The organism is Pseudarthrobacter sp. fls2-241-R2A-168, from assembly GCF_030209335.1.
In the GTDB taxonomy this organism is placed as follows: domain Bacteria; phylum Actinomycetota; class Actinomycetes; order Actinomycetales; family Micrococcaceae; genus Arthrobacter.
Window position 1 is genome coordinate 18,968 of record NZ_JARVSG010000047.1, and the last position, 15,231, is coordinate 34,198.

Annotated in this window: 10 protein-coding genes and 2 tRNA genes; 3 read left to right on the forward strand and 9 right to left on the reverse strand. The window is 66.4% G+C overall.

Features of this window, described 5'->3' with window-relative positions; translation table 11 throughout:
- Positions 1-13 precede the first annotated feature (13 nt).
- Positions 14-87, reverse strand: a tRNA-Arg gene (locus QRN11_RS21115).
- 277 nt (positions 88-364) lie between these two features.
- Here QRN11_RS21115 and QRN11_RS21120 point away from each other — a divergent pair.
- Positions 365-2,191 (forward strand): phosphoenolpyruvate carboxykinase (GTP), encoded by a 1,827-nt coding sequence (locus QRN11_RS21120; protein ID WP_091422169.1) that lies wholly within the window; start codon positions 365-367, stop codon positions 2,189-2,191.
- Between the two features lie 151 nt (positions 2,192-2,342).
- On the opposite strand, the gene QRN11_RS21125 is transcribed toward QRN11_RS21120, so the two are convergent.
- The 4 genes from QRN11_RS21125 to QRN11_RS21140 all read right to left on the reverse strand — a co-directional run bounded on the left by QRN11_RS21125 (position 2,343) and on the right by QRN11_RS21140 (position 6,069).
- Entirely contained in the window at positions 2,343-3,503 is a 1,161-nt protein-coding gene (locus QRN11_RS21125; protein WP_285314387.1) for a globin domain-containing protein, read from the reverse strand.
- A gap of 174 nt (positions 3,504-3,677) precedes the next feature.
- A complete protein-coding gene (locus tag QRN11_RS21130) occupies positions 3,678-4,127 on the reverse strand; it encodes an RrF2 family transcriptional regulator (protein ID WP_285314388.1) in 450 nt (149 codons plus the stop codon).
- Positions 4,128-4,142: 15 nt separating this feature from the next.
- A complete protein-coding gene (locus tag QRN11_RS21135; RefSeq protein ID WP_285314389.1) occupies positions 4,143-4,643 on the reverse strand; it encodes a hypothetical protein in 501 nt (166 codons plus the stop codon).
- A 7-nt stretch (positions 4,644-4,650) separates the two neighbouring features.
- The gene (locus QRN11_RS21140) at positions 4,651-6,069 is read right to left on the reverse strand and encodes a phosphomannomutase/phosphoglucomutase (protein ID WP_285314390.1); all 1,419 of its coding nucleotides are present in this window, start codon (positions 6,067-6,069) and stop codon (positions 4,651-4,653) included.
- A gap of 152 nt (positions 6,070-6,221) precedes the next feature.
- On the opposite strand from QRN11_RS21140, the gene QRN11_RS21145 reads away from it, so the two are divergent.
- The gene (locus QRN11_RS21145) at positions 6,222-8,447 is read left to right on the forward strand and encodes a RecQ family ATP-dependent DNA helicase (protein WP_285314391.1); all 2,226 of its coding nucleotides are present in this window, start codon (positions 6,222-6,224) and stop codon (positions 8,445-8,447) included.
- Between the two features lie 69 nt (positions 8,448-8,516).
- Here the strand turns inward: QRN11_RS21145 and QRN11_RS21150 are convergent, their stop codons facing one another.
- From QRN11_RS21150 to QRN11_RS21165, 4 genes are all read right to left on the reverse strand, one after another.
- Entirely contained in the window at positions 8,517-9,950 is a 1,434-nt protein-coding gene (locus QRN11_RS21150; RefSeq protein WP_285314392.1) for an MFS transporter, read from the reverse strand.
- Between the two features lie 130 nt (positions 9,951-10,080).
- Positions 10,081-10,168: transfer RNA gene (locus QRN11_RS21155), tRNA-Ser, on the reverse strand.
- A gap of 95 nt (positions 10,169-10,263) precedes the next feature.
- Positions 10,264-10,824 (reverse strand): GNAT family N-acetyltransferase, encoded by a 561-nt coding sequence (locus QRN11_RS21160; protein ID WP_285314393.1) that lies wholly within the window; start codon positions 10,822-10,824, stop codon positions 10,264-10,266.
- Positions 10,794-13,037 carry a prolyl oligopeptidase family serine peptidase gene (locus QRN11_RS21165; protein ID WP_285314394.1) on the reverse strand — a complete coding sequence of 748 codons (2,244 nt, stop codon included), beginning with the start codon at positions 13,035-13,037 and terminating at the stop codon, positions 10,794-10,796. The genes QRN11_RS21160 and QRN11_RS21165 overlap by 31 nt, the downstream gene beginning before the upstream one ends.
- An 85-nt stretch (positions 13,038-13,122) precedes the next feature.
- Here QRN11_RS21165 and QRN11_RS21170 point away from each other — a divergent pair, with 85 nt between their 5' ends.
- A complete protein-coding gene (locus tag QRN11_RS21170; RefSeq protein ID WP_285314395.1) occupies positions 13,123-15,057 on the forward strand; it encodes an FAD/NAD(P)-binding protein in 1,935 nt (644 codons plus the stop codon).
- The last annotated feature ends 174 nt before the right edge of the window (positions 15,058-15,231 follow it).

The window sequence follows — 15,231 nt, forward strand, 5'->3', positions numbered from 1 at the left end:
GACCTTTTATCTGTGCGCCCAAAGGGATTCGAACCCCTGACCTTCTGTTCCGTAGACAGACGCTCTATCCAGCTGAGCTATGGGCGCATCTCGTGTTCCTGGAGAAGAACCGCTCTCCCTGAACCTCGAATTACTTTACGCGAGGGTTGGCCGCGATGCCAAATCGGAGCGCGTGTAATCTCCGCGACTAGACCGGTATAGGTGACCTTCGTCACTTAATTACTCCAAATCCGCCTCAAATTCCTTGATTTCGCGCGGAAGTGCTTTTCAAGAGCCCCAAAACGTCAGCATACGTCCAAAAAAGTCCAGTGGTCCGGACCATAGCATTTAGCACACACCGATGAACCCGAGGAAGGGAACCGCAATGGGCGATCTGGCGCAGAAGCCGCTGCTTGATAACGCACCCACTACACATGCCGGTCTGCTGGCATGGGTCGAGGAGGTTGCTGAGCTTACGCAGCCGGACCGTATCTACTGGGTGGACGGCTCCGAAGAGGAGAACACCCGGCTCACCGATGAACTGGTGGCCGCCGGAACGCTGACCCGGCTCAACCAGGACCTCTTCCCCAACTCCTTTGCCGCCTTCTCCGATCCCGCGGACGTGGCGCGTGTGGAGGAACAGACCTTCATCTGCTCCGAGAAGGAGCACGACGCCGGCTTCACCAACAACTGGATGCCGCCGGCACAGATGAAGGAAAAGCTCCGCGGCCTGTTCGCCGGTTCCATGCGCGGCCGGACCATGTATGTCATTCCCTTCGTGATGGGCCACCTTGACGCGGAAGACCCCAAGTTCGGCGTCGAGATCACGGACAGCGCCTACGTTGTCGCCTCGATGCGGATCATGGCGCGCATCGGCACCGACGTCCTGAACCGCATCACCGAAACGAACGCATTCTTCGTTCCCGCCCTGCACTCCCTGGGTGCGCCGCTGGAAGCCGGCCAGGCCGACGTCCCGTGGCCCTGCAACCCGGACAAGTGGATTGTCCACTTCCCCGAAGAGCGGTCCATCTGGTCCTTCGGCTCGGGCTACGGCGGCAACGCCCTCCTGGGCAAGAAGTGCTACGCCCTGCGCATCGCTTCCGTCATGGCACGCGACGAGGGCTGGCTGGCCGAGCACATGCTCATCCTCAAGCTCACCTCGCCGGAACAGAAGACGTACTACGTTTCCGCTGCCTTCCCGTCCGCCTGCGGCAAGACCAACCTTGCCCTGCTCGACCCCACCATCAAGGGCTGGAAAGTCGAAACCCTGGGTGACGACATCACCTGGATGCGGTTCGGCAAGGAGGGCGAGCTCCGTGCCGTCAACCCCGAAGCCGGCCTCTTCGGCGTCGCTCCCGGAACCGGCTGGGGCACCAACCCCAACGCCATGCGTGCCATCGCCAAGGGCAACAGCATCTTCACCAACGTGGCACTGACCGACGACGGCGGTGTCTGGTGGGAGGGCATGACGGAAGAAGTGCCCGCGCACCTGACCGACTGGCAGGGCAACTCCTGGACGTCGGATTCGGACAAGCCCGCCGCGCACCCGAACTCCCGTTTCTGCACCCCGATCGACCAGATCGACATGCTGGCCGAGGAATACCACAGCCCCAACGGGGTTGAGTTGTCCGCGATCCTGTTCGGCGGCCGCCGCAAGACCACCATCCCGCTGGTCACCGAGGCCCGCAGCTGGTCCAACGGCATCTTCATGGGCGCCACCCTGTCCTCGGAAACCACTGCCGCCGCAGCCGGTGCCGTGGGTGTGGTCCGCCGCGACCCGATGGCCATGCTGCCCTTCATCGGCTACGACGCAGGCGACTACCTGAACCACTGGGTCAACCTGTCCGCCAAGGCCAACCCCGAGCGGCTGCCCAAGATCTTCCTGGTCAACTGGTTCCGCCGGAACTCCGAGGGCGGCTTTGCCTGGCCCGGATTCGGCGACAACGCCCGCGTCCTGAAGTGGGCCATCGAGCGCCTCGAGGGCAAGGCTGACGCCGTAGAGACGCCCATCGGCTTCGTCCCCACCGGTGACTCCATCGACCTCGAAGGCCTGGACATGACCCCCGCCCAGGTGGAGGAAGCCGTCAAGGTGGACCCCACCGAATGGGCTGCCGAACTCGCCTCCATCGAGGAATGGTTCGCGAACTTCGGCAGCTCCCTGCCGGATGCCCTCCAGTCGGAGCTTACGAGCCTGAAGTCCCGTCTGGGCTGAACCTCTTAAGTACAACGGCGTCTTAAGATCGACGGCGGCCCCGCACCTTTCCAGCAAAGGTGCGGGGCCGCCGTCGTCCCCGCTACCTCCCCAATCTCGCAAGCTCGATTGGGGCCCCTCGGTGCGTGGGCCCAGCTAGGGAGGCGGGGATTCAGCCGGCCAGCCAGATGTCCGGGCCGAACACCTCGTAGTGGATCTGGGTTGCGGGAATGCCGGCGTTGATGGCCTCGTTGCGGATGTTCTTCATAAAGGGCAGCGGGCCGCACAGATACAGGGATGCGTTGGCCGGCAGGTCAACCTCGCGCAGCGACATGAAGCCTTCCCGGGCGCCCGCCTCAGGCTGTTCCAGCCACAGCTGCAACTCGGCTCCGTCCAGGCGCTCGACGTCGTCCGTCATCTGGCTGCGCAGCGCCCAGTTCTCCAGCGAGCTTTCCGCATGGAGCACCAGTACCTGCCGGTCGGAACCGGCCTCTGCCAGTGAGCGCAGGATCGAGGCGGTGGGGGTGCAGCCGATACCGGCGGAAGCAAGCACCACCGGACCCTCACCGTCCTTGAGGGTGATTTCACCGTAGGGGTTGGAAATCTCCAGGATGTCGCCCACCTGTACGTTGTTGTGCAGTACTGGAGAGACTTCGCCGCCGTCGTCCAGTTTCGTAGTGAAGCTGCGGCTGGTGCCGGCCTCTCCGGACAAGGAGTACTGGCGCACCTGGCGGAGGCCTTCCGGCAGGACCACCTTGACGCTGATGTACTGGCCCGGAAGGGCCGGCGTCACCGGGGTTTCGTCTGCCGGTTCAAGAGTGAATGTCATGGATCCGGCGCCAGCGGGAGTTTTCGCGGCCACCCGCCAGGGCATCCACATCTTGTCGTTGGCCTGGCCTGCATACAGCGCCTTCTCAAGCTTGATCAATGCGTCTGCCATCAGCCAGTACACCTCCGTCCAGGCTGCTGCGATCTCGGGCGTGATGACCTCCGCCAGGTCGTCGGCGATGGCCGCGAACAGGTGCTCGTAGACCACCTGGTACTGCGGCTCCGTAATGCCCAGTGAAGCGTGCCTGTGGGCGATGCGGGACAGGACCGTCTCGGGGAGGGTTCCCGGGTTGTTGACTAGGTGCGTGGCGAAGGCCGCGATGCTGCCCGCCAGCGCCTGCTGCTGGTTGCCCGAGCGCTGGTTGGAGCGGCTGAAAACCCCATCCAGGAGTTCGGGGTGCGCGGCGAAGAGCCGCTGGTAGAACTTGGGCGTGATGGCGCCGATCCGGGAATCAACGAGCGGCAGCGTGGCCTCGATGACAGGGCGGGATTTGTCCGAGAGCATAGGAACTCCTGAGGTAGCGGCCGGGGCCTTCGTCCGGCCTTAGCGAATACCAGCATTCAAAATGCGTGTATTCATATCCCAAGTTCTACACCCTGTAGAAGTTGCAATCAAATTACTCGGGTGGGTCGCGAAATATGGGAGATTCCAGGCCGCGGCAGCCTGTGGACCCGCGGCTTACAGCCCGGGCCGGAGGCCGATCATTTCGAAGACGGGGTCCATTTGCCGGGATACGGGAAGGTCCGCGATCACCACGTTGTCGAGCTCGCGGTAGAAGGCTTCGCGGGCGCGCGACAGGGCGGAGCGGAGCTTGCACTCATTGATCAGCGGGCAATCGCCGCCCGGGGCCACGCACTCGGCCGCATCCGTCCGGGTGTCGAGTTGCCGGAGTATTTGTCCCACCGTTGCAATCCGTCCGGCATGGCTCAGCCGGGAACCGCCGGTCCGGCCCCGCTCCACCTCGATCAGCCCGAGGTTCCGAAGCTTTGCCATCGCCTTGCTGACGTGGTTATAGGGCGTCCCCACACTGTCGGCAACGTTTTGTGTGGTGAGCAGGGTGCCGCCGGGAGCGGCGGCCAGCACCATGAGGGCCCGGAGGCTCACGTCGGCAAAAGCGTTGATTTTCATGGGCTGCGTCCCGGTCTAGTCCACCCAGATGGTGGGCTCGCTGGCGTCAGCCGCAAGTTCGCCGAACTCCCACGTCCGGTTCCTGGCATCGGGGGAGTACGGCAGCACGGCCGCGAAGACCTGGCCGTCGCGGTGCTCGGTGGCAACATGGATGGCGTCTGACTCTTCCTCCACCAGGAGGATGTCGCAGACCACCGCAGCAGCCCGGAAGTCTTCCCGGTTCTGCCGCAGCAGCGCGGTAAGGTCGCTGATCATGCCGTCGGCGTCGAAGTCGCCGTCGGAACCCTCTTCAGCGTCCGCCGGCGAGACGGCAACCATGCGGACTTCGCCGTCGGTCTGCACCGTCAGGGCGAAGGGCAGGAAGCCCCCGTTGCGCTGGAGCTGCTCCTGCGCGGCACTGATACCCGTACCCAAGAGGTTCTCAAGGTCCGTAGCAGTGCTTTCCGGGACGGAGTCGCGCCAGGACGCCTGCCCTCCGGTTCCTGGCGCGGCGTCCAGTCCGTGATCCTCAGCCATGCGGAGGCTAGGCCCGGACGATCGAGAGGACGTGGTCGCGGATCCGCTCCATGGTGGAGCGATCCGTGGCCTCCACGTTGAGCCGGAGGAACGGTTCGGTATTGGACGGGCGCAGGTTGAACCAGTAGCTGCCGTCGTTGGCCGTGAACGTGCTGCCGTCCATTGTGTCGATGGTGAGGTCTTCGCCGTCGAATGCGAGCCGTACCCGCTCCACGGCTGCCGCCTTGTCTTCGACTTCGGAGTTGATTTCACCGGATGAGACGTACGGTTCGTACTCGCGGCCCAGCTCAGACAACGGCCCGTCCTGCTCGCCGAGGGCTGCCAGGACGTGCATCGCGGCCAGCATGCCCGTGTCCGCGTTCCAGAAGTCTCGGAAGTAGAAGTGGGCTGAGTGCTCTCCGCCGAACACCGCCCCTTCCTCTGCCATGACTGCCTTGATGAAGGAATGGCCGACGCGCGTGCGGACTGGCCGGCCGCCGTCGTGCTCCACCAGTTCCGCCACAGCGCGGGAGGTGAGGAGGTTGTGGATGATGGTGGGGGTTGTTTCGCCCAGGGCCTTGGCGCGGGCAATTTCGCGCCGGGCCACCATTCCCGTAATGGCCGACGGCGAGACGGGCTCGCCCTTCTCGTCGATGACGAAGCAGCGGTCGGCGTCGCCGTCGAAGGCCAGGCCGATATCTGCGCCGTGACGCACCACTGCTGCCTGCAGGTCGCGGAGGTTCTCCGGCTCCAGCGGATTGGCGGGGTGGTTGGGGAAGGAGCCATCAAGCTCGAAGTACAGGGGAACGATGTCCAGGGGCAGCTTGGGGAGCAGGGCGTCGCCCAGGACTGCCGGGGTGGTCAGGCCGGCCATGCCGTTGCCTGCGTCCACCACTACTTTCAGGGGGCGTGAGCCGGACAGGTCCACCAGCTTGCGCAGGTACTCGGCATAGTCCTTGAGGACGTCGCGGACGCTGATCTGGCCGCGCTGTTCAACGGCGGGGATGGAGCCGGTGTTGAGGTACTGCTCGGCGAGCGCCTGGATGTCCTTGAGGCCGGTTTCGGAGGAGATGGGCACGGCCCCGGCTTTGGACATCTTGATGCCGTTGTAGCCGGCGGGGTTGTGGCTGGCTGTGAAGGTGGCACCGGCACGGTTGTAGAAACCGCAGGCGAAGTAGAGCTCATCGGTGGAGATCAGGTCCAGGAGTTCGACGTCGGCGCCGCGGGCTGCTGCACCATTGGCGAACGCCTTGCTGAACTCGGGGGACGAAGGGCGCATGTCGCCGCCCACCAGGATGGTCTGTCCCTGGAGCTGCAGGATGTCCACAAACGCGGCCCCCACGGCTTCGACGATTTCGGCCGTGATCGACTCGCCCACGATGCCGCGGACGTCGTACGCCTTGAAGGATGCCGAGAGGTCAAAAGTCGCTGTCTGTTCGCTAGTCACGGGCTTTATCTTACGTGGACGGCGGAGGTCCCTGTGGAGGGCCGGTCGAGCCGCTGTATGTGACGCTGGCTCCAGAGGTGCCGCAGCCCCGTATTTCCACATAGCGCCCCTGCCCGGTGCCGGGTGTCAGGGGCGGCTGGGATACTGAATCAATGGTCGATAACCAGTACGCAACAGCAACTTCAGAGCCTGCCCCGGATTTTGACGGCTTGCCCGGCGATGCACCGTCCGGCGTCTCCGTTTCTGCTTCCTCAACCTCCGGCGAAGCTCTGGCTGTCCTCCGCGAGCTCGTGGGGCATCCGGAAGCTGCCTTCCATGAGGGACAGTTCGAGGCCATCGAGGCGCTGGTGGACGGCGGCCGGCGGGCTTTGGTGGTCCAACGCACCGGCTGGGGCAAATCGGCCGTCTATTTTGTGGCGTCCCTGCTGCTGCGCCGCCGCGGAGCCGGGCCTACGCTGATTGTCTCGCCGCTCCTGGCACTGATGCGGGACCAGGTGGCCGCGGCCGCCCGCGCCGGGGTGCGTGCCGTTGCCATCAACTCCGCCAACCAGCTGGAGTGGGACAGTGTTCGTGAACAGCTCGCCGCAGACCAGGTGGACGTCCTGCTGGTCTCCCCGGAACGGCTCACCAACCCCTCTTTCCGCGAAACCCAGCTGCCGGAGCTGATCCGGCGCACGGGCCTGCTGGTGATCGACGAAGCGCACTGCATTTCCGACTGGGGCCACGACTTCCGCCCCGACTACCGCCGCATCGCGGACCTGATCACCCAACTACCGGATTCTGTTCCGGTGCTCGCCACCACGGCCACGGCCAACTCACGGGTGGTCCATGACATCGAGGAGCAGCTGGGGGACGGGGTGCTCACCATCCGCGGTTCCCTGGGACGTGACTCCCTGCGGATGGGTGTCCTGTCCTTGCCGGACTCGAAGCAACGCCTGGGCTGGCTGCTGACCCACCTGGCTGATCTTCCCGGCAGCGGCATTATCTATACCCTTACCGTGTCCGCGGCCGAGGACACTGCGCGGCTCCTCGCCGAAGCCGGCCACCACGTGCTGGCCTATACCGGCCGGACGGACCCGGCGGACAGGGAGCGTGCCGAGCAGCTGCTGAAGGACAACCAGGTCAAAGCCCTGGTGGCCACCTCGGCCCTGGGGATGGGCTTCGACAAGCCGGACCTGGGTTTTGTGGTCCACCTCGGGGCGCCGTCGTCCCCGGTGGCGTACTACCAGCAGGTGGGCCGCGCGGGTCGAGGTGCCGCCAACGCCGATGTCCTGCTGCTGCCGGGCGCGGAGGACCGGGACATCTGGCAGTACTTTGCCACTGCTTCCATGCCGTCCGAAGAAAAGGCCGCGGCAGTCCTCACCGCCTTGGGTGACGCCGGAACGGCGCTCTCCACGGTTGCCCTGGAGGCACGCGTGGACCTCCGGCGTACTCCGCTGGAACTGCTGCTCAAGGTCCTGTCCGTTGACGGCGCCGTGGAACGGGTGGGCGGCGGGTGGCGGGCCACCGGGCAGCCCTGGGTCTATGACGCCGAGCGGTACCGGCGGATCGCCGAGGCGCGTGTGGACGAGCAGGACTCCATGGTCATCTATCAGGACACCGCAGGGTGCCGGATGGAATACATCACCTCCGTCCTCGATGACGAAACCGCTGCCCCTTGTGGCCGGTGCGACAACTGCGCCGGCCGGTGGTTTCCGGCAGAGATCGCGGAGGCTGCTACGGAGGCAGCCAGCCAGACGCTCAGCCGCGCAGGCGGCGTCCTGGAGGCCCGCTTGCAGTGGCCCAGCGGTATGGACCGGCTGGGCGTTCCGGTCAAGGGAAAGCTCAAGCCGGGGGAGGGGCTCGCGGAAGGCCGTGTCCTGGCAAGGCTGACCGACCTCGGCTGGGGCGGCGCACTGCGGGAGCTCTTTGCCGCGGGAGCTGAGGACCGGCCGGTGGATCCGGGCATGCTTCAGGCCTGTGTGCAGGTCCTGAAAGAGTGGGGCGCCGGGGACGGTCGCACGCCGGGATGGAGTGGCGTTGGCAGGCCGGCTGCCATCGTCAGTATTCCCTCCCGGAGCAAGCCGCAACTCGTGGAATCCCTGGCCCGGGGAATTTCAGAGATCGGGCGGATCCCCTACCTCGGGGCGCTGGAGTTGGCACACGGCGGTCCCACCGGGGGCCGCGGCGGCAACAGCGCCTACAGACTGGCGGGCGTCTGGGACCGTTTAGTGCCGGGGCCCGAGCTTGAGGCTGCGCTGGGCGGCCTCAACGGCCAGGCCGTGATGCTGGTTGATGACCTGGCGGACAGCCGGTGGACCTTGACGGTCGCCGGGCGCGCCCTTCGGCAGGCGGGTGCGGGAGCTGTCCTTCCGCTCGTGCTGGCCCAGGCGGGCTGACCCAAGGGCTGATGTGCCGGGGCCGGGTAAGGGCCGGCTGTTATTACCCGCCTGTTGTTAACTGCCGGTTCAGACCCGCTGCGCCTTGCGCTGGCTGACTTCCGCCCCGGCGTGGCGCGGCAGGAAGAGGCTGTCTGCGGTGCTTGCGAGCATCAGCACCGTCATGGCGAGGAATGCCCCGCGGAAGGGCCCGGCGGAGTCGTCAGGGAAGGTGCTGAGCCCGTCGAACACACGGATCAGCAGGGCGCCCACTGCAATGCCTGAACCGGTGGCGAGCTGCACCAGGGTGGCGGACACCGAGTTCGCGGACGTCAGCTGCGCGGGCGCGATATCCGCGTACTGCACGGAGGCATAGGCGGAGAAGCCGATGGAGCGGAAGGCGCCGCTGCAGACCAGCAGGGCGAACGTCAGGGGCTGCGGCGTGTCCGGGGTCAGCAGGGCGCAGAGGGCGAAGGTGGCCGCTGAAGCGAGAGATGCGAACACCAGCATGGCCCGGAAACCGAAGCGCCGGATCAGCGGTGTTGTGGCCGGCTTGATGCCGATGTTGCCGATAAAGACGGCCGCCACCATGGCCCCGGCATGCAGCGGGGACCAGCCGAAACCTGCCTGGAACATCAGCGGCAGGAGGAAGGGAACTGAGCTGATGGTCAAGCGGTAGGCAAAACCGCCGGTGGCCATGGCCCGGAACGTACGGGTGCGGAACACCCCGAGATCAAAGAGCGGATGAGGGGCCCGGCGCATCCACAGGACTGCGCAGGTAAGGAATACCAGGCCCAATCCGGCACTCAAGGCCGCCCAGGCGGCTTCAGGGTGGGTGCTCACCAGTTCGAGTCCCACTACCACGGCGCCCACGCCCAGCGTGGTGAGGAGCAGCCCGAGCCAGTCCAGCCGCCGGTCCCGGTCACCTGCCACTGACGGGACCAGCCGCAAGGCGGCGATGAAAGCAGCAACACCCAGCGGGAGGTTGATCAGGAAGATCCAGTGCCAGGACAGATACGTGGTCAAGGCCCCACCCACCAGAGGGGCAAGAACAGGTGCCAGCAGCCCGGGCCACACCAGGAATGCCGTAGCGCGGAGCAGGTCTGCTTTGGGCGTGCCGCGCAGGACAAGGAGGGTACCCACCGGAACCATCATGGCGCCGCCGAACCCCTGCACGACCCGGCTGAGGGTCAGCAGGGTGAGGTCCTGGCTCAGTGAACACGCCAGCGAAGCAAGGGTGAAAATGGCGATGGCCAGGCAGAAAACCCGGCGCGCGCCGAGCCGTTCCGCCAGCCAGCCGCTGAACGGAATGCCCATGGCAACCGTCAGCAGGTAGGCCGTCATGGTGATGTTCACGTCCGCGGCCGGCACGTGGAAGTCGGCGGCAATGTTCGGGATGGCCGTCGTGAGGACTGTGCCGTCGAGGAACTCCATAAAGAACGTGGCGGCCACCAGCAGTGCCAGGCGGGGACTCCATGCCTGGGTGGTGCCGGGCGCGCTGTCCACGGTGTTGCTTGCTGCCATCTGCCCATCCTCCCACCGCCCCGGCCTGCGGAACTTCTGGTGTCCGTACCCCGGACGGGAGGAAGACAACGGCCAGCCTTGCGGTCAAGGGGAAACGCAAAAGGCCCCGGTCCAGGACCGGGGCCAAACGCGGAGACGGGGGGATTTGAACCCCCGGTGGAGTTGTGCCCCACACTTCATTAGCAGTGAAGCCCATTCGGCCGCTCTGGCACGTCTCCAATTGCTATTCCTAGCCCACCAAGGATACGCAGATCCGGCCATCCAGCGCAAAACGGGCCGCCAGGAACTCCCGAGCAGCATGCCAAGGACAATTTCACCGGCGAAATACAGGCTGCCCGGGCCGTACCATCCGGATTTCACGCAGGTTTTCCCACTCCGGAATCACGTCGGCGGCCCCATCGGGGGCAAAACCGAAGTGCCCGTAAAAACCGATGGCCTGCGCATTGTCCGCCGCCACCCACAGGCTCGCCGCCTCGCCGTCCAGCGCTGCCTCGAGGAGCCGCCGTCCCAGGCCCAGCCCCTGGTGCGACGCCAGCAGGTACAGCCCCCAGAGTTCCAGGTCCCCGGACGACGGCGGCGCGAACCCGTGCGAAGAAGCTCCCGGCTCCCGGCGGACGCCCGAAAAACCCACCAAGGCGCCGGCATCGGTTGCCACCCAAGCATCAGCCGGCCGGTCGGCTCCCAGCAGATGGTGCCAGAGCCGCAGCCGGTCTGCAGGATCCACCGAGGCAAGGAATTCCTCAGACAGCATTCCGCGGTAGGTCTCCTGCCAGCAGCGGACGTGGACCTCCGCCAGCTGCTCCACGTCCCCGGCCGCAGCCCGCCGCACCAGCAGTGCCAAGGCTACGAGGCCCCGCCGGCCAGCGCCTTCCACAGGAAATGCTGGCTTCGGGCCTGCAGGGCGGCTGCCTGCCGGTTGTCCGACGCTCCGGCGTGACCGCCTTCGAGGGCTTCGTGGAACCAGACGTTGGGGATGCCCATGGCCAGCATCCTGGCAGCCATCTTCCGCGCCTGCACCGGGCCTACCCTGTCGTCCGAGGTAGCCGTCCAGATAAACGTCTCCGGGTACTCCACCCCGTCCTTGAGCAGGTGATACGGAGAGAAGGTGCGGATGTACTCCCACTGCTCCGGCACGTCCGGGTCGCCGTACTCGGCGATCCAGGAGTGGCCGGCGGAGAGCCTGGTGTAGCGGCGCATGTCCAGCAGCGGCACGCCGCAGGAGACTGCCCCAAAGAGCTCCGGGTATTGGGTCAGCATGTTTCCCACCAGCAGGCCACCGTTGGATCCGCCCACGCAGCCCAGCCGTTCCGGTGAGGTGACGCCGCGCGAGATGAGGTGCCGGGCTACCGCTGCGAAGTCCTGGTACGCCTTGTGCCGGTTTTCCTGCAGGGCCGCCCGATGCCAGGAGGGCCCGTATTCGCCGCCGCCGCGGATGTTCGCCACCACATACACACCGCCCCGGGAGTGCGGCGCATCCCCGTTGGTGCCGGCGGACAGGGACGTCCGGCGTTCCAGCCAGGCCCTGCCCACCGTGCCGCTGTAGGCCGGAGTGCGGGAGACCTCGAAACCGCCGTAGCCGGACAGCTGCGTCGGGTTCTGCCCGTCCAGTGCCAGCTCCCGCGATGCCACCTGGAAGTAGGGAACCCGGGTGCCGTCGTCGGACACGGCGAAGTGCTGCTGCACTTCATAGTTCTCGTCGGCAAAGAACGACGGCGACGTCTTCACCACGGCGTGCCGGCTCACCACTCCACTGGTCCCGTCAGCGGCGCACTCCAGGGTGCCACGCATCAGCGTACTGGGGGTAGTGAAGCCCGTGGCGACGAGCCAGAAGTCGTTGCCCGCACCGCCGTCGGCCTCGTCTTCGTCGTCCACGGCGTAGGCGTTGACGTCGTGCAGCGGCGGGCAGGCATCAAGCAGCGAAGACTCCCAGGCCGCCTCCGCTGATGCGCCGGGGCGGGAAGGATCAAGCACCCGGATCTCGGAGGAGACGTCCTTCAGGAGGTTCAGCAGCAGGAAATTCCGGGTCCAGCTCCAGGACTGCAGGGATGTGTTGGCATCTGGGGTGAACAGCACGGAAACGTCGCGTGAGCCCGCCAGGTAGTCCTCAAACGGCGCAGCGAGGAGCGAACCGGCCGGATACGTGACGCCGTCGAGCACCCAGTCCTGCTGGGGCCGGAACAGCAGCCACTCGCGGTGGGCGCTGACGTTGACGTCGGTCGGAACATCGATCACCACCCAGGAGCCATCCCGCAGCACCGCGTTGGAGCGGTTGTAGAAATCGATGTAGTCAACCGCGAAGGTCCGTTCGAAGCCAGGCGTCGAGTCGTGCGCCACCACGGCCATCATGTGGTTCTCGGGCACCTCGAAGAGGCGGGGAGCATCCGGCAGGGAGCCACCGCGCTTGAGGGTGACGGCGGTACGGGCGTAGGAGGAGGCTGTCCGCGGAAGTCCATCAGCAGTGGAGGCGACCAGCAGCGTGTCCGCATCCAGCCATGAAACGTTGCCCTTCGCCGTCGGCAGGTCAAAGCCGCCCTGTGCCGGGTCCACGAAGGTCCGCGTTTCGACGTCGAACTCCCGGTACCGGTTGGCGTCGCCGCCGTCCGGGGACAAAGCCAGCAGCGCATGCCGGTACGGTTCACCGTCCGCCGGACGGAGGAAGGTGGCGCCATGGAAGACCCATTCTTCGCCTTCAGCAGCGGACAGAGCGTCGACGTCCAGCAGGACGTCCCATTCCGGGGCATCGGTGCAGTAGCTCTCCCATGCGGTGCGGCGCCAGAGCCCCTTGGGGTTCTGCTGGTCCTTCCAGAAGTTGTAGTACCAGTCGCCGCGCTTTCCCACCATGGCGATCCGGTCCGTGGAGTCAAGCACCTCCAGGATGCTGCCCTCCAGCTGCACATAGTCGGCGTCTTCCAGCAGGTCCTCCGTGCGGGAGTTCTGCTCCTTTACCCAGGCAAGCTGTTCCTCGCCGTAGATGTCCTCAAGCCAGACGTTCTCGTCCGTGGGCTCGGGCGCAATGCCCTGCGGATCGGTGCCGGAGGAGTTGCCGAAACCGGGGGCGGGCGCTGGATCAGCTGCAGTGGTGGTCATGCGCCCCATCCAAACAACATCGGCAGACGGCTGGCAAGTCAAGCGCCGGGCGCATACTTTCTTTCCAGCCCGTACGCTGGATGCCGTGGAAATATCGCAAAGCATCCGGACCGCCATCATCGGGGCCGGTCCGCGGGGCACCAGCGTCCTGGAACGCCTGCTGGCCCGCTGCGCGGCGCAGGCCGGTTCCGGCCCGGTGCGCCTCCACATCGATGTGGTCGATCCCTATCCCGCGGGCCCGGGGCACGTGTGGCAGCCGCAGCAGTCCCGGCTGTTCCTGATGAACACACAGTCGTTCTATCCCACCCTGATCCCCGAGGACCCTGACCTGGCGCCGCCCCTCGCCGGCACCACCTTCGAACAGTGGCGGGCCCGGCAGCGGCGCAACCCCTCTCCCTCGCTCAGCGAGGAAGAGCTCGCAGAACTGGCCGTCCTGGAGGCCAGCGATTTCCCCAGCCGTGCCCTCTACGGCCGTTACCTCCGCGGCATTGTGGAGGAGCTGACCGGCAACCTGCCCGACGGCGTCAGCATCGACTTCCACGAAACGACCGCGTTATCGGTGCGCCCCTCGGGGGACGGAACGTTCGACGTCGGCCTGGCCACCGGATCGACGCTGCGCACCGGTTCGGTGGTGCTGGCGCTGGGCCACATCCCGTCCCGGCTCAACCCCGAACAGCGGGAGCTGCAGGCTGCGGCGGAGCAATTGGGACTGCAGTACCTGTCGCCGGCGGTTCCTGCGGACGTGGACTGGTCCCGGATTCCTGCCGGCGAACCGGTGCTGGTCAGGGGTATGGGCCTGAACTTCTTCGACACCATGGTCCAGCTGACCGAGGGCCGGGGCGGAAAATTCCTCAGCAACGGCACGGGGCTCCGCTACGAGCCCTCGGGCCAGGAACCGCACATCATTGCCGCCTCCCGGCGCGGAACTCCCTATCGTGCCAAAGCGGCCCTGAACGGCTACTACCCGGAGTCGGTCACGCTGCGGTACTTCACGGAGGCGGCGCTGGAACGCTTCCGCACCGCTGGGATCCGCCCGGCCTTCGACCATGACCTCTGGCCGCTCCTGCACCGGGATGCGCTCTGGGCGTACTACTCCACCCTGGTGCGCTCGCAGCCCAACGCCGTACCTGACTCCGCCGCTTTCCTCGCCGCACTGGACGAGGCCCTCCATCCGCACGCCCACAGCGCCGCGAACTGGGAGGACAGCGTGGAAAGCGTGCTCGCCGTCCACGTGGGCCCCCGGCACCGCCTGGACCTGCCGGCGCTCGCCGCCCCCCTGGCCGGACGCTCGTTTGCCTCGCGCGCCGAACTCGACGCCGCCGTCGTGGACTACCTGCTGGACGACGCCCGCCGGTCCGCGCTCGGCGAGGACGATCCCGTGAAGATGGCCATCGGCGCCCTCCACCACGGGCGTGCCGTCCTGAAGACAGCAGTGGCCGACGGCGGCATCACCGACGAATCATGGGTTGCTGGACTGCGTGGCTGGTTCGAATCGTTCGTGGAGGGCCTGGCCAGCGGGCCGCCCGCCCTGCGCGCCGAGCAGCTTGCCGCACTGGCGAGGGCAGGCGTGGTGAGCTTCGTGGGGCCCGACCCCAAGTTCGCGGTGGACCGCCGGAACCGCACCTTCACTGCCTTCTCGCCCTGGGTCCATGATGGCCCGGTGACGGCAAAGACCATGGTGGAGGCACTGGCGCCCGGCAACAGGATCTCCGCCAATGATTCGCCCGTCCTGGAGCAGTTGCTGGCGGACGGGCTGGTGCGTCCGCGCCTCATGATGACAGTGGAGGGCGCCCCCGTGCAGTCCACCGGCCTGGATGTTGTGCCGCACCCGTACCGGCCCCTGGCAGCCAACGGTTCCGTCACGGAAGGGCTGTACGTGCTGGGACTGCAGCTCTCCTCCGTCCAGTGGGGGACCGCTATTGCCGCCGAGGCCTTCCAGCCCGGCGGGCCGAACTACCGCAGCGGCCAGCGGACCCTCCGCGACGCCGACGAAATCGCCGGCGCCATCCTGGGCTCCTGACTCCTGGAGTTTTCGGGCAGAAATGCAGGGTCCGAGCCCTCAAAAGGCCGCATAGCTGGACAAAAACCCGGGGCTGCGTGAGGACGTGGATCTGTAACACTGTGGCACTCCGGGCAGAAATATTCTGACCATTTCGTCGGGCCTTGCCCGCGTTGCGGCCGCTGTGACTTGCGC

Coding starts and splice junctions, on each gene's coding strand:
- QRN11_RS21120 (WP_091422169.1), top strand. CDS start 365: ATGGGCGATCTGGCGCAGAAGCCGCTGCTTGATAACGCACCCACTACA.
- QRN11_RS21145 (WP_285314391.1), top strand. CDS start 6,222: ATGGTCGATAACCAGTACGCAACAGCAACTTCAGAGCCTGCCCCGGAT.
- QRN11_RS21165 (WP_285314394.1), bottom strand. CDS start 13,037: ATGACCACCACTGCAGCTGATCCAGCGCCCGCCCCCGGTTTCGGCAAC.
- QRN11_RS21125 (WP_285314387.1), bottom strand. CDS start 3,503: ATGCTCTCGGACAAATCCCGCCCTGTCATCGAGGCCACGCTGCCGCTC.
- QRN11_RS21150 (WP_285314392.1), bottom strand. CDS start 9,950: ATGGCAGCAAGCAACACCGTGGACAGCGCGCCCGGCACCACCCAGGCA.
- QRN11_RS21130 (WP_285314388.1), bottom strand. CDS start 4,127: ATGAAAATCAACGCTTTTGCCGACGTGAGCCTCCGGGCCCTCATGGTG.
- QRN11_RS21135 (WP_285314389.1), bottom strand. CDS start 4,643: ATGGCTGAGGATCACGGACTGGACGCCGCGCCAGGAACCGGAGGGCAG.